At 71.9% G+C, this 19,578-nt stretch carries 14 protein-coding genes; 10 read left to right on the top strand and 4 right to left on the bottom strand.

What is annotated here, in order from left to right:
* Positions 1 to 637: 637 nt before the first annotated feature.
* Positions 638 to 4,150 (top strand): ATP-binding cassette domain-containing protein, encoded by a 3,513-nt coding sequence (locus IF22_RS0129670; RefSeq protein ID WP_030337636.1) that lies wholly within the window; start codon positions 638 to 640, stop codon positions 4,148 to 4,150.
* Between the two features lie 49 nt (positions 4,151 to 4,199).
* On the opposite strand, the gene IF22_RS0129665 is transcribed toward IF22_RS0129670, so the two are convergent.
* The 4 genes from IF22_RS0129665 to IF22_RS0129650 all read right to left on the bottom strand — a co-directional run bounded on the left by IF22_RS0129665 (position 4,200) and on the right by IF22_RS0129650 (position 8,438).
* Positions 4,200 to 5,267, bottom strand: coding sequence for an NADH:flavin oxidoreductase/NADH oxidase (locus IF22_RS0129665; RefSeq protein WP_030337635.1), 1,068 nt, complete (start codon positions 5,265 to 5,267; stop codon positions 4,200 to 4,202).
* Between the two features lie 70 nt (positions 5,268 to 5,337).
* Positions 5,338 to 6,630 (bottom strand): dicarboxylate/amino acid:cation symporter, encoded by a 1,293-nt coding sequence (locus tag IF22_RS0129660; protein ID WP_030337634.1) that lies wholly within the window; start codon positions 6,628 to 6,630, stop codon positions 5,338 to 5,340.
* A gap of 166 nt (positions 6,631 to 6,796) precedes the next feature.
* Positions 6,797 to 7,480: a DUF998 domain-containing protein gene (locus IF22_RS0129655; protein WP_051708861.1), complete on the bottom strand. Its 684-nt coding sequence runs from the start codon at positions 7,478 to 7,480 to the stop codon at positions 6,797 to 6,799.
* Positions 7,473 to 8,438: a glutathione S-transferase family protein gene (locus tag IF22_RS0129650; RefSeq protein ID WP_030337632.1), complete on the bottom strand. Its 966-nt coding sequence runs from the start codon at positions 8,436 to 8,438 to the stop codon at positions 7,473 to 7,475. Before IF22_RS0129650 ends, IF22_RS0129655 begins: the two co-directional genes overlap by 8 nt.
* A 106-nt stretch (positions 8,439 to 8,544) precedes the next feature.
* Here IF22_RS0129650 and pcaF point away from each other — a divergent pair, with 106 nt between their 5' ends.
* The 9 genes from pcaF to IF22_RS0129605 all read left to right on the top strand — a co-directional run bounded on the left by pcaF (position 8,545) and on the right by IF22_RS0129605 (position 19,576).
* On the top strand, positions 8,545 to 9,750 hold the full coding sequence (gene pcaF / locus IF22_RS0129645) for a 3-oxoadipyl-CoA thiolase (protein ID WP_030337631.1): 1,206 nt from the start codon (positions 8,545 to 8,547) through the stop codon (positions 9,748 to 9,750).
* A 110-nt stretch (positions 9,751 to 9,860) separates the two neighbouring features.
* Positions 9,861 to 10,673 (top strand): SAM-dependent methyltransferase, encoded by an 813-nt coding sequence (locus tag IF22_RS0129640; protein ID WP_030337630.1) that lies wholly within the window; start codon positions 9,861 to 9,863, stop codon positions 10,671 to 10,673.
* A gap of 4 nt (positions 10,674 to 10,677) precedes the next feature.
* On the top strand, positions 10,678 to 12,870 hold the full coding sequence (locus IF22_RS0129635) for a putative bifunctional diguanylate cyclase/phosphodiesterase (protein ID WP_036412579.1): 2,193 nt from the start codon (positions 10,678 to 10,680) through the stop codon (positions 12,868 to 12,870).
* Between the two features lie 46 nt (positions 12,871 to 12,916).
* Positions 12,917 to 13,417, top strand: coding sequence for a DUF456 domain-containing protein (locus IF22_RS0129630; protein ID WP_030337628.1), 501 nt, complete (start codon positions 12,917 to 12,919; stop codon positions 13,415 to 13,417).
* 292 nt (positions 13,418 to 13,709) lie between these two features.
* The gene (locus tag IF22_RS0129625) at positions 13,710 to 15,263 is read left to right on the top strand and encodes an amino acid permease (RefSeq protein WP_030337627.1); all 1,554 of its coding nucleotides are present in this window, start codon (positions 13,710 to 13,712) and stop codon (positions 15,261 to 15,263) included.
* A 72-nt stretch (positions 15,264 to 15,335) separates the two neighbouring features.
* Positions 15,336 to 15,749, top strand: coding sequence for a hypothetical protein (locus tag IF22_RS0129620; protein ID WP_030337626.1), 414 nt, complete (start codon positions 15,336 to 15,338; stop codon positions 15,747 to 15,749).
* A 223-nt stretch (positions 15,750 to 15,972) separates the two neighbouring features.
* Entirely contained in the window at positions 15,973 to 17,337 is a 1,365-nt protein-coding gene (locus IF22_RS0129615; protein ID WP_030337625.1) for a glutamine synthetase family protein, read from the top strand.
* A 110-nt stretch (positions 17,338 to 17,447) separates the two neighbouring features.
* Positions 17,448 to 18,803, top strand: a complete 1,356-nt coding sequence (locus IF22_RS0129610) for an aldehyde dehydrogenase family protein (RefSeq protein ID WP_030337624.1) — start codon at positions 17,448 to 17,450, stop codon at positions 18,801 to 18,803.
* Positions 18,804 to 18,808: 5 nt separating this feature from the next.
* Complete coding sequence (locus IF22_RS0129605; RefSeq protein ID WP_030337623.1) at positions 18,809 to 19,576, top strand: 3-oxoacyl-ACP reductase; 768 nt, start codon at positions 18,809 to 18,811, stop codon at positions 19,574 to 19,576.
* The last annotated feature ends 2 nt before the right edge of the window (positions 19,577 to 19,578 follow it).

Genomic DNA, 19,578 nt, shown 5'->3' with positions numbered 1-19,578 from the left:
TGTCGGCACCCCCATCACGGCGGTGCCTGCGGTCGATCGTGGGGACCATAACGACCGGGTGGCGGCGGGCATTCCACCCTGCCGGACCTCGGATCCCGCGCCCGTGAAGACCGGGCGGCGGGAGGTGCTGCTGCGATCGTCAGGGTGTGTAACGACCCCGGCCCGGCCACGATTCCCGCCTGCGGGTGCGCCCGGTCACCACCCACACACACCCCACAACCCGACACACCACCCACACGACCACGGCCCCACGGCGCCGAAGCGGCCCGCACGCCCGTGATCCACTCGGGTTCACGGAAACCGGGGCATCCGGGACGCCGGGCCACCCCGACTTCATGAAACCCGAGTCGATCAAGAACCCCGAAGACGCCCCGTCGGGTGTTCGGCCGGGCGTACGGGTCGTCCGGGCCGTGCCGTGCGGTAGGGGCGGGCCCGGGACGGATGGTCGATGGCGGACGGGGCCGACGGTCGACGGCGGACGGGGCCGATGGGTGACGGCGGACGGGGCCTGGGCCGGTCCGCCGCTGCTCCTGGCTGAACCGGCGGAGGCCCTGCTCAGGACCGGAAAATCGGTTGAGTTGACGGGTTGGCGCCGGCAGGCTGAGGTCTCCGCCACCCACGTCCCGGAGGACTTTCCATGCGCCTGCTCCGTGATCTGTGGGGCACCTCGACCCGCCGTATGACGATAGTGGCCGTTCTGATCGTGGTGGGCGCCGCTGGGCAGGCGGGCGCGTCGGCGCTGGCCGGCGCGGTGCTGGTGCATCGTTCTGCTGGCTTCTTCGCCGTGTTGGCCGGGGCTCTGGTCGCTGTGGTCCTCAGCGACCTCGCGGTGAGCCTGTTGATGGCCGGCCTGACCGCCGACTGGTCCGCCGACGTGCGTCGCCGGCTCTGTCGCGTCGCTCTCGGGCAGGACCTGCCCACCCTGGAGACCACCCCGGTGGGTGAGCTGCTGGACCGCATCGACGGGGATGTCTATCAGGTGGCGTCGGCGGTTCGTAACCAGGGCACCCGGCTGGCCCAGGGCCTCTGCGTCGGTCTGTTGTCGATGGTGGTCGCGCTTGTCGTCTGGTGGCCGGCGGGGATCGCGATGCTGCTGCTCACGGTGGTGCTCGCAATCGGACTGCGTCGGCCCACGGCACGGATCGGCCCGGCCCGGATGGCCGAGGAGGAGGCGTGGTCCGACCTGGCCGCCGTGATGGAGGAGGCGGTGCACGGCCAGGATGACGTACGCACCAGTTTGGCGCGGCCGTACGTGCTGCGGTTGTACGCCCGGCGGGCCGCTGCCGTGCTGTCGCGGGGCAGTGTGGTCTGGGTGTTGTCCGCCCGGGTGGCGACGGTGGCCACCGCGACGATCCGGGCTGGCATCGGCGCGGTGGTGCTCGGCGGTGCGTGGGCGTTGGCCACCGACCGGATCGACGCCGCCCGGCTCACCGCCATCTGGCTGCTCGCCCTGGCGTTCGGGGCCACCGCGGAACATGTCAGCCGGATGGTGCCGGAGATCCAGGAGGCCCTCGGCGCGTGGGCGCGGGTGCAGTTGCTCTACAAGGCCCGGCAGGAACCGGTCGGCGGGGCCAGCCCGAGCGAGGGCGACCTGCGCATTCGGGACCTGACATTCGGGTACGGGGAGAGTGACCGGGGGGCCGCGCTACGCGGGCTCAGCCTCACCTTCGCCCGTGGTCGGTCGTACGCGCTGATCGGACGGACCGGTTCGGGCAAGTCGACGTTGGCGAAGGTGCTCACCCGGGCGGTCGACGTGCCGCCGGGCACTGTCTTCCTCGGCGGCACCGACCTGTGTGACCTCGACGTCGAGCAGTTGCGCCGCTGGGTGGCGCTGGTGCCGCAGCGTACCGAGATCCTGGCCGGCACGCTCGCCGAGAACGTCGCGCTCTTCGACCCGGAGCTGCTCGACGCGGCGGCCCGGGCGCTCGACGAGTTGGGCCTGGCCGGTTGGATCGCCGAGTTGCCGGACGGGTTGGCGACCCGGCTGGGGGAGGGCGGGCATGTGCTCTCCGCCGGTCAGGAGCAGTTGGTGGCGTTCGCCCGGATCCTGGTGCGGGAGCCGCACGTGGTGATCCTCGACGAGGCCACCGCGCGCCTGGACCCGGTCACCGAGGCGCGGGTGCAGCGCGCCACCGAACGGCTGCTGCGCGACCGGATCGGCATCGTCATCGCGCACCGGCTCTCCTCGGTACGCCGCTGTGACGAGGTGGTCGTCCTGGCCGACGGCGCGGTGGTCGAGGCCGGTCCGCTGGAAACGTCGACCCGCTTCGCCGAACTGTTGGCGACCAGCCACGCCGCCGCGTACGCCACGGTGACGCCGTCGGGTCGCACCAGCGCCGGCACCGACCTGCTGGTCGGCCCCGACCCGGCCAACGCCTGGCCGAGCGAGCCGGTCGCGTCGGTGCCCGCCCTGGTCAGGCCGACCGAGCCGGTCGCGCCGACCCGGGCCGATCCGCCGCCACTGCCGCCCGTGCCGCCGGCCAGGACGCTGCGGGAGATCTTCCGGCTGTGCACCAACGATCCCCGGTACGGTGCGGCGGCGATCGTGCTGTTCCTCGGCCTCAGCCTGCTCGGGCTGGACGGCCCGGTGCTGCCCTGGCTCTGGGCGGACCTGGTCGACGGGACGGGCAGCCCGTACCTGCCGGCGGTGGGGATCGTCGCCGGGCTGTTGATCACCCTGCCGCTGCCGTTCTACACCCATGTCTGGTTCCCGCAGTGGTGGGTGCGGCAGATGCTGCGCATCGGCCTTCGCCTGGTGCACGGCCAGACCGGGCCGCGTCGGGTCAGCTCACACACCCCGGCCGAGGTGGTGGCGCAGGGTGGGGACACCGAGCGGGTGGTCCAGCTGGCCGACAACGTGCTGGACCAGACCGTCGCGCTGGTGCTCGTGGTCGCCATGACGGCGGTCACCGGCAGTGTCGTACCCGGGCTGTTCTTCCTCGGCACGATGGTCGTCTCCGGGCTGGCCGCGACGTTGTTCGGGCCGAAACTGGAGCGCGCGGCCCGGGCGACGGTGGCGGCGCGGGCCGCGTTCGCCACCGCGCTGGTCTCCGCGCTCTCCGCGGCGCGGACGGTGAAGCTCGCCGGCGCGACCACTGCGGTGCTGCGTCACCTGGCGGGCCTGGACGTGCTGCGCAGCGACCGGCAGCGGCGGGAGATCGCGGTGCAGGTGTGGGCGCGTTCCACCCCGTCGATGGCCAGCGGGCTGCTGCCGATCGGCGCCTGGGCGTTGTACCTGAACGGTTCGCTCTCCGCCGGGGCGGTGCTGGTGGCCGTCTCCACGCTGGGCGCGGCCCGCTGGTTCGCCTGGACCACGGCGTCGTTGATCTCGCAGCTGCCCTCGGCGCGGGTCTGGACCCGGCGAACCGCGGCGATGACCGGGGTGAGCGCGTACTCGGCGGGGGTGCCGGAGGTCGACCTGACCGCCGGGACGGCGCCCGCGCCGACCATGCCGCCCCGCCACCCGCTGCGTCGGCTGGAGTTGCGCGGCTTCGGGGTGGTGCACTCCGACGGTACGGTGGCCGTCCGCGACGTGGACCTGACCGTGCAGCGGGGCCAGTTGGTGCTGGTCGTCGGGCCGGTGGGGTCGGGCAAGTCGTCGTTGCTGCGCGGGCTGGCCGGGATCGTGCACCACACCGGCGAGCTGGCCTGGAACGGTGACCCGGTCACCGAGCCGGAGCTGTTCCTGCGTCCCAACCAGGTCGGCTACGTCGCCCAGTTGCCCCGGGTGCTGTCCGGCACGGTGGCCGACAACATCGCCCTCGGGCACCAGGTGGACGCGGCCGGGGCGGTCAGCACCGCCCAGCTCGACCATGACCTGGCCGCCGCCGGTGGAGGGCTGGGCCTGCTCATCGGGCACAAGGGCACCCGGCTCTCCGGGGGGCAGTTGCAGCGGCTGGCGCTGGCCCGGGCGCTGGCCCCGCGTACCGAACTGCTGGTCGCCGACGATGTGTCGTCGGCGCTGGACGTCACCACCGAGCTGGCGCTGTGGGAGGCGTTGCGCGGCCATGGCGTGACGGTTGTCGGTTCGACGGCGAAGCGGGCCGCGTTGGTCCGGGCCGACCACGTGGTGGTGCTGCTCGGCGGCACGGTGGCGGCCCAGGGCACCTGGCAGGACCTGGAGGGCGACTGGTCGCACCTGGCCGGTTGACCGACGGTCGGGCGGCCGCCGTGTGGGCGGCCGCCCGACCGGTCGGGGTTCAGGCGGCGCGGGCGTACTGGGCGGGCCCGGAGTAGGCGACGCCGAGCTTCGCGGCGGCCCGACGCGGCCAGTAGGGGTCGCGCAGCAACTCCCGGCCCAGCAGCACCAGGTCGGCCTCGCCGCCGGCGACGATCTGCTCGGCGTGCTCAGGCTCCACGATCAGGCCCACCGCGCCGGTCGGCACGCCGGCGTCGCGGCGGATCTGGGCGGCCAGCGGCACCTGGTAGCCGGGGCCGAGCGGGACGCGCTGGTCCACGCTCACCCCGCCGGAGGACGCGTCGACCAGGTCGACGCCGACGCCGGCCAGCTCACCGGCGAGCACCACGCTGTCGTCGATCGTCCAGCCACCCTCGACCCAGTCGGTGGCGGAGATCCGGGTCAGCACCGGCACGTCCTCGCCGACCGCGGCGCGCACCGCGCGGGCCACCTCCAGGGTCAGTCGCATCCGGGCGGCACGGTCGCCGCCGTAGCCGTCGGTGCGGTGGTTGGTCAACGGCGAGAGGAACTCGTTGAGCAGGTAGCCGTGCGCGGCGTGGATCTCCACGGCGGCGAAGCCGGCGTCCACTGCGCGCTCGGCTCCGGCCGCGAACGCCTCGACCACACCGGCGATGCCGGCCTCGTCCAGGCTGGTCGGCGTCCGGTAGCCGGCGGTGAACGGCTCCGAGCCGGGGGCGACGGGCGTCCAGCCGCCCTCGGCGTCCGGCACGCCGCCGCGCTCCGGCGCCCACGGACGGTAGGTGGAGGCCTTGAAGCCGGCGTGGGCGAGCTGTACGGCCGGCACCGCGCCGTGGGCGGCGACGAACGCGGTCACCGGCCGCCAGGCGTCGACGTGCGCACCTGACCAGAGGCCGGTGTCCTGCGGGCTGATCCGGCCCTCGGGAAGCACGGCGGTCGCCTCGGTCAGGACCAGGCCGGCGCCGCCGACAGCACGACTGCCGAGGTGGATCAGGTGCCAGTCGGTGGGCAGACCGTCGGGGCCGGCGGAGTACTGGCACATGGGTGCCATGGCGATCCGGTTGGGCAGTGTGACAGCGCGCAGGGCCAGGGGAGTGAACAGGGAACTCATGGGGTCATCCTCTCCGACACGACGACGGGCCCCCCGGGGAGAGGGGCCCGTCGTCGTCTGGGCGAACCGATCAGGCAGGAACGGGGCTGAGCTCGGGTCGGGTGTCGGCTGCCGGCTCCGGCTCGGTCAGGTCACGCCGGCCGGCGGACTCGTACGCGGTGCGGTCGAGGGTGCCCTCGCGGGCGGCGACCACCGTCGGCACCAGTGCCTGCCCCGCGACGTTGGTGGCGGTGCGGATCATGTCCAGGATCGGGTCGATGGCCAGCAGCAGGCCGGCGCCGGCCAGCGGCAGGCCCAGCGTGCTGAGGGTGAGGGTGAGCATCACGATCGCGCCGGTCAGACCGGCGGTGGCCGCCGAGCCGACCACCGAGACGAAGGCGATCAGCAGGTAGTCGCCGATGCCGAGCTGCACGCCGAACACCTGGGCCACGAAGATCGCGGCGAGGGCCGGGTAGATGGCGGCGCAGCCGTCCATCTTCGTGGTGGCGCCGAAGGGCACCGCGAACGAGGCGTACTCGCGGGGCACACCGAGCCGCTCGACGGAGCGCTGGGTGACCGGCATGGTGCCGACCGAGGAGCGGGACACGAAGGCCAGCTCGATCGCCGGCCAGGCACCGGCGAAGAAGCGCAGCGGGTTGAGCCGGCCGGCAAGGATCAGGACCAGCGGGTAGACCACGAACAGCACGATGGCGCAGCCGACGTAGACGGCGGTGGTGAACTTCGCGAGGGGCGCCAGCAGGTCCCAGCCGTACGAGGCGACGGCGTTGCCGATCAGCCCGAGGGTGCCGATCGGGGCGAGCCGGATGACCCACCAGAGCGCCTTCTGGACGATCTCCAGCAGGGAGCGGTTCAGCGCCACGAACGGTTCGGCGGCCTCGCCGACCAGCAGGGCCGCGGCACCGATGACGACGGCCAGGAAGACGATCTGCAGGACGTTGCCCTCGACGAACGCGCCGACCGGGTTGGTGGGCACGATGCCGGTGAGGAAGTCGGTCCACGAACCGGTCTTCTTCGGCGCCGTGGCGCCACCCAGGTCGAGGGTCACCCCCTTGCCGGGGTTGGTGAGCAGGCCGAGGCCGATGCCGATGCTCACCGCGATCAGCGCGGTGATGCCGAACCACATCAGGGTCTTGAGAGCGAGCCGGGCGGCGTTGGCGACGCCACGCAGGCTGACCACGCTGACCACGATGGCGGTGAAGACCAGCGGCGGCACGGCCAGCTTGAGCAGCTGGATGAAGAGGCTGCCGACGGTGTGCAGGGTGCTGGTCAGCCAGCTCAGGTCGTTGGTGCGGGCCAGGAAGCCCAGCGCCACGCCGAGCACGAGGCCGAGCAGGATCTGCACGGAGAAGGGAATTTTGCGCAGGCTGAAGGGCATGAAGATCTATCCAATTGTCCGGTCCGATCGGGGCAGGCGTGGAAACGGCTAGCCCGGACAGATGCCACTGGCCTGCAGTCGGAGATCGACATACAGGCGGACAGTGAGGCCCCAGACATTGGTCATCGCTCGCCGACGTTACGCCGATTCCCGCTTATTGGAAGGATCGGTCGGGGTGAGGCTCCTTACAGAGGGCCAGTGCGGTGGCGGTGCACAGGCCCCACAGCACCGCGAGGGCGAGGATCAGTCGTTCCAGCACCCCCACCAGTGTGCCCCGGCCGATGACGAGCATCGCCAACCCCACAGTGGCGCAGAGCGGCAGGGCCAGCACGGCGGCCCCGCCCGCCAGTCGGCGCACCATGCTGCCGACCGACCCGGAGACGGCAAGCGTGATCATGGCGAAGACCACCGCCGCGGTCGCCGCGATGCTCGCGCCGCCGTGCACCAGGTCCGCCGTCGTCGCCCGCTCGAACGGTGGCAGCGGGCATCCGTCGGAGCAGGTCACCGCCCCGGACACGGCGGTGAACACGGCCCCGGTGGCGAGCAGCGCCGGAGCCGCCGCCCACACCCCCGGGGGCAGCGCCGCGCCGATCAGCAGCAACGCGGCGGCGAGGGCCAGGATCCCGATCCGGTACGTAGCGGCGTGGGCGCTGCCGGCGATGCCCGCCTCGCTGACGTACCCCGTGAGCCCTGGACCGGGACCGGCGACCACGGCGAGCGTCACCGCCACCGCGCCGGCCAGGGTGCAGCCGGCCGCGGCGGACCCGGCGGCCCGGCGGGCGATGTCCCCGCCCGTCGTGGGCGCGCTCGGGGCGGCGGACCGACCCGGCTCAGCCACGCCCGTGCGGCGTGCGCCAGCCCGACTCGTCCGGCCCGAGTGGCACGATGCCGCTGGGATTGATCTCCCGGTGCGTGCCGTAGTAGTGCCGCTTGATGTGGTCGAAGTCCACCGTCTCGCCGAAGCCCGGCGTCTGGAACAGGTCCCGGGCGTACGCCCAGAGCACCGGCATCTCGGTCAGCTTGTCGCGGTTGCACTTGAAGTGCCCGTGGTACGCCGCGTCGAAGCGGACCAGCGTGGTGAACAGCCGCACGTCCGCCTCGGTGATCGCGTCGCCCATCAGGTAACGCTGCCCGGCCAGCCGCTCGGAGAGCGCATCCAGCCGGGCGAAGAGCGCCCGGAACGCCTCGTCGTACGCCTCCTGCGAGGTGGCGAACCCGCACCGGTAGACGCCGTTGTTGACGTCGGCGTGGATCTCGGCCATCAGCGCGTCCATCTCGGGGCGCAGGTCGACCGGGTACAGATCCGGTGCGTCGGGCCGGTGCAGCCGCCGCCACTCGGTGGAGAAGTCGAGGGTGAGCTGCGGGTAGTCGTTGGTGACCACCCGACCGGTCAGGGTGTCCACCAGGGCCGGCACCGTCACCCGGCCGGTGTAGTCGGGGTCGGTGGCCAGGTACGCCTCGGAGAGGAAGCTCACCCCGAGGACCGGGTCGAAGCCGTCCGGGTCGAGGGCGAACGCCCAGCCCCGCTCGTCCCGGATCGGGTCGACGGTGCCCAGCGAGATCGCGTCGTCCAGCCCGAGCAGGCCGCGCACGATCCTCGCCCGGTGTGCCCAGGGGCAGGCGCGGCACCAGATCAGCCGGTAACGGCCGGCCTCCAGTGGCCAACGGTCCTCCTCGTCCGGGCCGCCGCCGGGTGGGGCTGTCGAGTCGGCGGTGACCCGACCGGTGAACCGGTTCGGCTGGCGGACGAACGCGCCACCGCCGCTGGTCTCTGCGCTGAACTGGGCCCGGGCCATGCCGTCAACCTATCCGCTGCCGGCGCGGATATCCTGGCGGCCGGCAGCCCTCGCGACCCGGTGGGCGTGCCCCACCCCCGCCGTCTGCACCCCCTAAGGACTCGCGATGACCGTGGCATACCTGGTGGCCGGTGTCCGTACCCCGATCGGCCGGTACGCGGGCGCGCTGGCCGGCGTCCGCCCCGACGACCTGGCCGCGCACGTGATCCGTGAACTGGTCGCCCGCCACCCCTCGGTGGACTGGGCGCGGGTCGACGACGTCGTGCTCGGCTGCGCCAACCAGGCCGGCGAGGACAACCGCAACGTGGCCCGGATGGCGGCGCTGCTGGCCGGTCTGCCCGAGGAGGTGCCGGGCGGCACCGTCAACCGGCTCTGCGGCTCGGGTCTGGACGCGCTCGCCACCGCCGCCCGATCCATCGTCGCCGGGGACGCGGAGCTGGTGATCGCCGGCGGGGTGGAGAGCATGAGCCGGGCGCCGTTCGTCATGCCGAAGGCGACGTCGGCGTACTCCCGCTCGGCCGAGGTGTACGACACCACGCTGGGCTGGCGGTTGGTGAACCCGTTGATGCGTGACGGCTGGGGTGTCGACTCGATGCCGGAGACGGCGGAGAACGTGGCCGCCGAGTACGGCGTCAGCCGGGCCGAGCAGGACGCCTTCGCGTACCGCTCGCAGCAGCGCGCGGCCAAGGCACAGGCCGACGGCCGCTTCGCCGAGGAGATCGTGGCGGTGTCCGTGCCGGCCGGTCGTCGGGAGACCCGGCTGGTCGAGGTCGACGAGCACCCCCGGGAGACCACGCTCGCGAAGCTGGCCGTGCTGCCCACCCCGTTCCGCGACGGTGGCACGGTCACCGCCGGCAACTCCTCGGGCGTCAACGACGGCGCGGTCGCGCTGCTGGTGGCCAGCGAGGCGGCGGTTTCCCGGTACGGCCTGACCCCGCTGGCCCGGATCGTCGGTGCCGCGGTGGCCGGTGTGCCGCCGCGGATCATGGGGATCGGCCCGGTGCCGGCCACCCGCAAGCTGCTCGACCGCGTCGGCGTCGGGTTGGACGCCGTGGACGTGGTGGAGCTGAACGAGGCGTTCGCCGCGCAGTCCGTGGCGGTGCTGCGTGAACTGGGGCTGCCGGTGGACGCCGACCACGTCAACCCGAACGGTGGGGCCATCGCGCTGGGGCACCCGCTCGGTGCCAGCGGGGCACGGCTGGCGCTGACCGCCGCCCTGGAGCTGCGCCGTCGCGGCGGCCGACGGGCGCTGGCCACCATGTGCATCGGCGTTGGTCAAGGCATCTCGCTGTTGCTGGAGTCAGCCGCCTAGAGTGGTCCACACCACACGACCCGCGGGTCGGCCGGCGCTCGCGCGTGCCCGTGGCACGCCCGTCCGCCGGTGCCGTCCCGCGCCGCGGCGATGAACTGGGGAGCACACTGATGCCGGACGGACTGCCGACCGAGATCGATCTGACCAGGCCGAGCGCGGCCCGGGTGTATGACTACTTTCTGGGTGGGGCGCACAACTTCGAGATCGACCGGCAGCTGGCCGAACAGATCGCCAGCATGACCCCGAATCTCGCCGCCACCATGCGGTCCGGTCGGGAGTTCCTCCGCCGGGCCGTCCGGGTGCTGCTCGACGCCGGCATCGACCAGTTTCTCGACATCGGCTCCGGGATCCCCACCGTGGGCAACGTGCACGAGGTGGCGCAGGGAGTGAACCCCAAGGCCCGCGTGGTGTACGTCGACATCGACCCGGTGGCCGTCGCGCACAGCCGGGAGCTGCTCGCCGGCAACGAGCTGACCGGGGTGATCCACGCCGACCTGCGGGAGCCGGAGCGGATCCTCGCCGAGACCCGACAGCTCGGGCTGATCGACTTCAGTCGACCGGTGGGCATCCTGCTGGCCGGGGTGGTGCACTTCATCCCGGACGCCGACCGTCCCGAGGCGATCCTGGCCACCCTGCGGGAGGCCGCCGCGCCGGGCAGCTTCCTGGTCATCTCGCACTCCACATTCGAGGACCAGCCGCAGGAGATGCTGGACGCCCAGCGGCTCTCCGCCCGTACCGCCACCGAGATCACCCTGCGCTCCCGCGCACAGGTCACCGGTTTCTTCGGCGACTGGACCGTCCTGGAACCGGGTGTCGTGCACATGCCGCTCTGGCGTCCCGACTCACCGTCCGACGTGGACGAGCACCCGGAGCGGTTCGGCGCCTTCGGAGGCGTCGCCCGGTACGACCAGCCCGCCGGCTGACCCCGTGGCCGCCGTCCCGGACCCCGCCGGGGTCGACGCCGGCCGGGACCCCGCCGGGGTCGTTGCCGGCTGGGCCGATGCCGTGGGGTACGCCGCCGACTGGGCCCGCGCGGTGCGCCGTCTCGGTTTCGTGCCACTGAGCCTGGCCGAGACCGAGCGGCTGCTGCTGGCGCACACGGTCCGGCTGGCCCAGGCGATACGGGCGGAGCCGTTCAGCGTCGGCCCCGCCGAGGAGGTCGGGCGGGCCCTGGTGGAGGCGCACCTCACCGAGCCGCAGGCGCTGGAGTGGACGCTGCACGCGCTCGGCGCGACCTTCGGGCGGCGGGTTCTCAGCGACGGTGACCGGCCGGCCGACCTCGCCGACCGGATCGCCGCGATGCAGGGCGGCCTGGCCGCCGGGTTCGCCCGCGCGCTGCGCGACCGCACCTTCAGCCAGCAGGAGCGCATCGCCCGGTCGGCGTGGCAGGCGCGTGACGAGGTGGAGCAGGCGCTGCGCGCCAGTGAGGCGCGGTTCCGGGCGGTGTTCACCGGAGCCGCGATCGGGATCGGCATCGCCGGCGTGGACGGCCGGATCATCGACGTCAACCAGGCGTTCGCCGACATGCTCGGCTACTCGATCGAGGAGTTGCGCGAGATCAACGTGGCGGGGCTGTTCCACGCCGACGACGCCGCCGGGATGTGGGAGCTCTACCAGGAACTGATCGAGGGCAAGCACGACGCGGTCCGGGTGGAGAAGCGCTACTACCGCAAGGACGGCAGCGTGGTCTGGACGGATCTGGCCGTCTCACTGATCCGACACGAGGGACGGCCACGATTCACCGTCGCGATGATGGAGGACATCACCGAGCGGTACCAACTCCAGCAGCGCCTGCGTTTCCAGGCGCTGCACGACCCGCTGACCGGGCTGCCCAACCGGACGTTGTTCTTCGAGACGTTGGGACGGGTGCTGGACACCGCGGGTGTCGGGCAGCGGGTCGGGGTGTGCTTCCTCGACCTGGACGGCTTCAAGGCGATCAACGACAGCCTCGGTCACGACCTCGGTGACCGGCTGCTGGTGATGATCGGTCGCAGGCTGGCCGCGTGCGTGGCCGACCACGGTCACCTGGTTGCCCGGATGGGGGGCGACGAGTTCGTGATCCTCGTCGCGGGCGGCGACGACGCCGACGACCCGGTCGCCGTCGCCGAGGCCGCGCTGGCCGCCGTCGCGGCCCCGGTCCACGTCGGTGAGCACCAGTTGGCCGTCTCGGCCAGTGTGGGCATCGTGCAGTGCCCCGCCTCGGAAACCACCGCGTCGGAGCTGATGAAGGCCGCGGACACCACGCTCTACTGGGCCAAGGCGGCGGGCCGGGGCCGGTGGGCGGTCTACGACCCCGAGCGCGGCGCCCGGGACATCGCCCGGTCGGCGCTGGTCGCCGGGTTGCCCGCCGCACTCGACCGGGGCGAGTTCGTGTTGCACTACCAGCCGATCGTGTCGCTGCTGGAGGGCAGCATGCTCGCGGTGGAGGCGCTGGTCCGTTGGGAGCACCCGGAGCTGGGCCTGATCGGGCCGGACCGGTTCATCGGGCTGGCCGAGGAGACCGGCCTGATCGTCCGGCTCGGCGAGTGGGTGCTGCGGCGGGCCTGCGCGGACGCCGAGCGGTGGTGGCGGGAGTTCCCGGACGCCCGGCTGGTGGTCAGCGTCAACCTCGCCGCGCGGCAGGCCGACGAACCCGCCATCGTGGACACTGTGGCCGACGCGTTGCGGACCAGTGGGCTGCCCGCCGAGCTGCTCCAGCTGGAGTTGACCGAGAGCGCCGTGATGGGCAGCGCCGGAGAGCCGCTGCGCAGCCTGCACCGGCTCGCCGCGCTCGGTGTCCGGCTGGCAGTGGACGACTTCGGCACCGGTTACTCCAACCTGGCGTACCTGCGCCGGTTGCCGATCCACTGCCTGAAGCTCGCCGGCCCGTTCGTCGAGGGCATCCGCGCGGACGGGACCGACGAGGCCGCCGACCACCGCGACGAACGGATCGTCGACGCGTTGGTCCGGTTGGCGCACGCCCTGGAGCTGTGGGTCACGGCCGAGGCGGTGGAGACCGGCGTGCAGGCGGAACGGCTGCGGGCGCTGCGCTGCGACACCGGGCAGGGCCGCTTCTTCGGTGCCCCGGCCCCGGCTGACGCGATCACCGCCCGGCTGCGTGGCGAGGGAGCACTGCCGTGAGCGGGGGACCGTTGCGGTCTGGTCGGCGGCGACGGAGGGTGGCGGCGTGGACCTGACGGACTCGCAGACGGTGGTGACCGTGGTGGCCGGGCTGGCCATCCTGGCCGGGTTGGCCGGCGTGGTGGTGCCCGGTCTGCCGGCGCTGCCGCTGTGCTGGGGTGGCGTGCTGGTCTGGGCCGTGTTCGGCGGTGCCGGGCTGGGTGGCTGGGCGGTGTTCGCCGCCGCCACACTGGTCGCCGCGACCGGCGCCGTGATCAAGTACGCGTGGCCTGGCCGGAACTTGAAGCGCACCGGTGTGCCGACGTCCACGCTGCTCGCCGGCGGGGTGCTCGGCATCATCGGGTTCTTCGTGGTGCCGTTCGTCGGGTTGGTGCTCGGCTTCGTGGCGGGGGTGTGGGCGGCGGAGCGGCTGCGGCTGGGCAGCAACCAGCTCGCCTGGCCGTCCACCGTGCAGGCCCTCAAGGCCGCCGGCCTGTCGATCCTTGTGGAGTTCCTGGCCGGCCTGCTCATAGCCGCCCTCTGGGTGGCCGGCCTCCTCCTGACCTGACCTGCCCCCCAACCCGGGGGTTGGGGGCGCGGGGCACTTTTGGGTACGGGCGACGTGCCCGTGCGTGAGAGAGAGGCGTGCCCCGCGCCACCGGTGTCGGGCGGTCCGAGCGCCCGGGGTGGGGCCCTGATCGGGCCTGGTCACTGGTCCAGGATGCGGGCCGGGGTGGCTGGACGGCAACGCAATTAGCCCACCGGGAGTGAGATTCCCACCGACTACGTATTGACCGCCTTGATCGGCCGGGTCGACACTTTGCCCACTCGCACGCGGAACCACCTCAGGGAGGTGTGCAGTGGCCACGACGCCCGTGCCGACCGCCGAGCAACCGATGGACGACGACGCCCGACGGCTCGCTGAACTCGGCTACAAACAGGAACTACGCCGCAAGTGGAGTGGCTTCTCCAACTTCGCCATCTCCTTCTCGATCATCTCGATCCTGGCCGGTTGCTTCACCACCTTCGGTCAGGCGTGGAACAACGGCGGGCCGGTCGCCATCTCCTGGGGCTGGCCGCTGATCTCGCTGTTCATCCTGATCATCGGCTTCTGCATGGCGGAACTGGTGTCGGCGTACCCGACAGCGGGCGGGATCTACTGGTGGGCGGCCACGATGGGTCGTCCCGTACACGGCTGGTTCACCGGCTGGCTGAACCTGATCGGTCTGGTGGCGGTCACCGCCTCGGTCGACTACGGCTGCGCGACGTTTCTCAACCTCACCCTGTCGGCGCTCTTCGACGGCTGGGCCGGGACGCTGCGGCAGGCGTTCATGCTCTTCGTGATCATCCTGGTGCTGCACGGGCTGATCAACATCTTCGGGCACCGGATCATCGACGTACTCCAGAACGTCTCGGTCTGGTGGCACGTGGCCGGCGCGGCCGTCGTGGTGGCCATCCTGGTCTTCGTTCCCGACAACCACCAGAGCTTCCAGTTCGTGTTCACCGAGCGGTTCAACAACTCCGGCTTCGGTGACGGCGACATCGGCGGGCTGACGTTCTGGTTCTACGTGCTGCCGCTGGGTTTCCTGCTCACCCAGTACACGATCACCGGCTTCGACGCCTGCGCGCACGTCTCCGAGGAGACCCGGGGCGCCTCGCAGGCCGCAGCCCGTGGCCTCTGGCAGTCGATCTTCTACTCGGCGGTCGGTGGCTGGATCCTGCTGCTGGCGTTCCTCTTCGCGGCCACCGACGTCGAGGCGGTCAACGCCGCGGGCGGCTTCTCCGGCGCCATCTTCGAGTCCGCGTTGACCCCGGTCTTCTTCAAGATCGTCATCATCATCTCCACCATCGGCCAGTTCTTCTGCGGCATGAGCTGCGTGACCTCGATGAGCCGCATGGCATACGCGTTCAGTCGGGACCGGGCGGTGCCCGGATGGCGGCTCTGGTCGACCGTCGACCGCAACGGCACCCCGGTCAACGCCATCATCGGCGCCACGCTGGCCGGTCTGGTGCTGACCCTGCCGGCGCTCTACGAGAGCTCCGCCGGCATCCCGATCGCCTTCTACGCGGTGGTCTCCGTCGCGGTGCTCGGGCTCTACCTGTCGTTCCTCATCCCGATCGCGCTGCGGCTGCGGATGGGCGACCGGTTCGTCCCCGGGCCGTGGACGCTGGGCCGCAGGTACAAGCTGCTCGGCTGGATCGCGGTGATCGAGATCGCGATCATCGCCGTGTACTTCGTGCTGCCGATCGTGCCCGCCGGGGTGCCCGGCAACGACGGGTTCACCTGGTCGGCGGTGAACTACGCGCCGTTGGCCGTGGGCGGGGTGCTGCTGGTCGTCGCCGTCTGGTGGTACGCCTCGGCCCGCAAGTGGTTCACCGGCCCGGTCCGCACCGTCGACGAACGTCGTGAGTGATCGGTGACCGTCGAGGAGCGGCTCTGAACTCGTCCAACTTCCGGCGGGCGAGAGTTCAAGGGATGTGAGCGCATGATCCGCAACGAAATCACCGCTGAGCTTGAGGCGCCGGACCGGCTGTTCCAGATCACGCACGTCAGTCGGACGCACACCCAGCTGTGGCTCCAGGCAGATGCCAGCTCCACCCACGAGTACCGGCTTGAGGTGCTGTTCCAGGACGTGACGTACCTGTGCACGCCGTTCGTGCTGCGCGGCCTGTCGCTGCGCAGGGCGCATCCCGAGCAGACGCGCCGTCTGACGGGGCTGCACGAACTGGCGGTCGAACCCGGGTGGGGCGTCTATCTGCTGTCCCGCAGCCACGACTGGTTCGTGGTTTCGTCGAGCCCTCTGTGGGCCGAGGCGAAACTGAGCTACTCGGCCGAGCCGGTGTTCTGGTCGTACACCGGCAAGGAGGACATCGTGGTGTCGATGGGGACTGTGAAGTGACGTGAGGGTGGGGCCGGCGTTCGGAGTTCGGACACCGGCCTCGCCGTGTCACCTCGGCGGCGACCGACGGCTCCCGGTCTGCCCGGATGTGCATCGCACCAAGCCCGGGCGCGGCGACGAACGATCGGACGACGCGGACGAACTCGCGGTTTCGTTCCCAGGCGGCACGGGGCATTGACGGTGATCCGGTTTGCCAGTAGACCTTGGTGATGGAGGCCCGCGAATGAGGAAAGCACCGCTCACGCTGGAACAACTGCGGGTCGCCGTCGCCGAGGGTGAGATCGACACCGTGGTGCTGGCCCTCGTCGACATGCAGGGTCGCCTCCAGGGGAAACGGTTTCACGCGCCGTTCTTCCTCGATCAGGTCGCCGAGCACGGCAGCGAGGGGTGCAACTACCTGCTCGCCGTCGACGTGGACATGAACACCGTCGACGGGTACGCGATGTCGAGCTGGGACCGCGGCTACGGCGACTTCGCGATGGTGCCCGACTTCGCGACCCTGCGCCGGATGCCCTGGCAGCCCGGCTCCGCCCTGCTGCTGGCCGACCTGACCTGGCTGGACGGCTCGGGTGACGTGGTCGCCTCGCCCCGGCAGATCCTGCGCCGGCAACTGGACCGGCTGGCCGAGCACGGGCTGACCGCGTACGCCGGCACCGAGCTGGAGTTCGTGCTGTTCCGCGACTCGTACGAGGACGCCTGGCGGCGCGGCTACCGGGACCTGACCCCGGCGAACCAGTACAACGTGGACTACTCCCTGCTCGGCACCGCCCGGGTGGAGCCGCTGCTGCGCCGCATCCGCACCGAGATGGCCGGCGCCGGGCTCACCCCGGAGAGCGCCAAGGGCGAGTGCAACCTCGGCCAGCACGAGATCGCCTTCCGGTACGACGAGGCGGTGGCCTGCGCCGACCACCACGTCATCTACAAGAACGGGGCCAAGGAAATCGCCGCCCAGGAGGGCATGGCGATCACCTTCATGGCCAAGCCGAACGAGCGGGAGGGCAACTCCTGCCACATCCACTTCTCGCTGCGGGACTCGTCGGGTTCGTCGGCGATGCTCGGCGACGGGCCGGCGCACCTGTCGGCGACCGGGCAGCGGGTGCTCGCCGGGCTGTTGGCCACCATGCGGGAGTTCAGCCTGCTCTTCGCCCCGAACATCAACTCCTACAAGCGGTATCAGCCGGGCTCGTTCGCCCCGACCGCGCTGCGCTGGGGCGTCGACAACCGCACCTGCGCGTTGCGGGTGGTCGGGCACGGGCAGGGCATGCGGGTGGAGAACCGGGTGCCCGGCGCCGACGTCAACCCGTACCTGGCGATCGCCGGGCTGGTCGCCGGCGCGTTGCACGGCATCGACGGTGAGTTGGAGTTGGGGCAGGAGTGCACCGGCAACGCGTACGACGACCCGGAGGCGGAGCGTGTCCCCACCACGTTGCGCGACGCCCTGGCCCTGTGGGAGGGCTCGACGGTGGCCCGCGAGGCGTTCGGCGACGAGGTCGTGGCCCACTACGCCAACCAGGCGAGGGTCGAGCTGGCGGCCTTCGACGCCGCGGTGACGGACTGGGAGCTGACCCGTGGCTTCGAACGCCTCTGACCCCCCGAAACCCGCCGCGATCTTGCACTTTGTGTCGCCGGTCTGCGTACAGATAAGGCTTTTGCCCGGGCAGAAACTGCAAGATCGCGTAGGGGAGGGGTGGGTGGGGCGTGACAGTTGTTGTTGACCCGGCCTCGGGGCAGGGGTTTCGGGAGGTTCCTGGGGCCACGGTGGGGGACGTCGACGCCGCGATCTCGCGGGCGGCGGCCGCGTTCGAGGCGTGGCGGGGCGTCGCGCCGGGGGACCGGGCGCGGTTGCTGCGGCGGTTCGCCGCCGTTGTGGACGCGCACGTGGACGAGCTGGCCGGGCTGGAGGTGCGCAACTCCGGGCACACCATCGGCAACGCCCGCTGGGAGGCCGGCAACGTCCGTGACGTGCTCGACTACTACGCCGGAGCCCCGGAGCGGCTGACCGGCCGGCAGATCCCCGTGCCCGGTGGGCTGGACGTCACCTTCCACGAGCCACTCGGTGTGGTCGGCGTGATCGTGCCCTGGAACTTCCCCATGCCGATCGCCGCCTGGGGGTTCGCCCCGGCGCTCGCCGCCGGCAACACAGTGGTGCTCAAACCCGCCGAGTTGACTCCGCTCACCGCGCTGCGCCTGGCCGAGCTGGCCCGTGAGGCGGGCCTGCCCGACGACGTCTTCACAGTGATCCCGGGAGCCGGTGACGTGGTGGGGGAACGGTTCGTCAGCCACCCGGCGGTCCGCAAGATCTGCTTCACCGGCTCCACCGAGGTCGGCACCCGGATCATGGCCGGCTGCGCCGCCCAGGTGAAGCGACTCACCCTGGAGTTGGGCGGCAAGAGCGCGAACATCGTGTTCGCCGACGCCGACCTGGAACGCGCCGCCGCCACCGCGCCGGGCGCGGTCTTCGACAACGCCGGCCAGGACTGCTGCGCACGGTCGCGGATCCTGGTCCAACGTCCGGTGTACGACCGGTTCCTGGAACTGCTCGAACCAGCGGTACGCGCGGTACGCGTCGAGGACCCGTCCCGCGACACCGCCGAGATGGGCCCGCTGATCTCCGCCGCCCAGCGGGACCGGGTCGCCGGTTACCTCACCGGTGCGACAGTCGCCTTCACCGGCTCCTGCCCCGACGGCGGCGGTTTCTGGCACGCGCCCACGGTGCTGCTGGCCGACTCGCCAGCCGACCGGCACTGGCGGGAGGAGATCTTCGGCCCGGTGGTCTCGGTGCTGCCGTTCGACGACGAGGCGGACGCGATCCGGCTCGCCAACGACACCGAGTACGGCCTCTCCGGCTCGATCTGGACCCGGGACGTCGGTCGGGCCCTGCGCCTGGCCCGTGCCGTCGACTCGGGCAACCTCAGCGTCAATTCGCACTCCTCGGTGCGCTACTGGACCCCGTTCGGCGGGATGAAGCGGTCCGGGCTCGGCCGTGAGCTGGGCCCGGACGCGCTGCACTCCTTCACCGACGTCAAGAACGTCTTCATCGCGACAGAGGAGTGAGGCCAGTGCAGGGTCGGTTGCAGGACCGGGTGGCAGTGGTCACCGGAGCGGGCAGCGGCATCGGGTTGGCCACCGTGCGACGGTTCGCCGCCGAGGGGGCCCGGGTGGTCTGCGTGGACATCGATACGGACGCCGGCGCGAAGGCCGCGCAGGAGTGCGGCGGCGAGTTCGTGGCCACCGACGTGACCGACGAGTCGGCGGTACGCGACCTGTTCGACGGGGTGGCCGACCGGCACGGCCGGGTGGACATCGCGTTCAACAACGCCGGCATCTCACCGCCGGACGACGACTCCATCCTGGACACCGGCCTGGACGCCTGGGAGCGGGTGCTGCGGGTCAACACCACGAGCGTCTACCTGTGCTGCAAGTACGCCATTCCGCACATGCGGCGGCAGGGCAAGGGCTCGATCATCAACACCGCGTCGTTCGTGGCGTTGATGGGCGCGGCGACGTCGCAGATCGCGTACACCGCCAGCAAGGGCGGGGTGCTGGCGATGACCCGGGAGCTGGGGGTCCAGTTCGCCCGGGAGGGCATCCGGGTGAACGCGCTCTGCCCCGGCCCGGTCGCTACCCCGTTGCTGCTGGAGCTCTTCGCCGCCGACCCGGAACGGGCCGCCCGCCGGCTGGTGCACGTGCCGATGGGCCGCTTCGGGCAACCGGAGGAGATCGCCGCCGCGGTGGCGTTCCTGGCCAGTGACGACGCCTCGTTCATGACCGCCGCGCAGTTCGTGGTCGACGGTGGCATCACCGGCGCCTACGTGACCCCCCTGTGAGG

Origin of the sequence: Micromonospora parva, assembly GCF_000718515.1 — a bacterium.
Classification (GTDB): domain Bacteria; phylum Actinomycetota; class Actinomycetes; order Mycobacteriales; family Micromonosporaceae; genus Micromonospora; species Micromonospora parva.
This window is presented reverse-complemented; position numbering and strand designations above follow the sequence as displayed.

Coding starts and splice junctions, on each gene's coding strand:
- pcaF (WP_030337631.1), top strand. CDS start 8,545: ATGACCGTGGCATACCTGGTGGCCGGTGTCCGTACCCCGATCGGCCGG.
- IF22_RS0129620 (WP_030337626.1), top strand. CDS start 15,336: ATGATCCGCAACGAAATCACCGCTGAGCTTGAGGCGCCGGACCGGCTG.
- IF22_RS0129615 (WP_030337625.1), top strand. CDS start 15,973: ATGAGGAAAGCACCGCTCACGCTGGAACAACTGCGGGTCGCCGTCGCC.
- IF22_RS0129650 (WP_030337632.1), bottom strand. CDS start 8,438: ATGGCCCGGGCCCAGTTCAGCGCAGAGACCAGCGGCGGTGGCGCGTTC.
- IF22_RS0129640 (WP_030337630.1), top strand. CDS start 9,861: ATGCCGGACGGACTGCCGACCGAGATCGATCTGACCAGGCCGAGCGCG.
- IF22_RS0129670 (WP_030337636.1), top strand. CDS start 638: ATGCGCCTGCTCCGTGATCTGTGGGGCACCTCGACCCGCCGTATGACG.
- IF22_RS0129665 (WP_030337635.1), bottom strand. CDS start 5,267: ATGAGTTCCCTGTTCACTCCCCTGGCCCTGCGCGCTGTCACACTGCCC.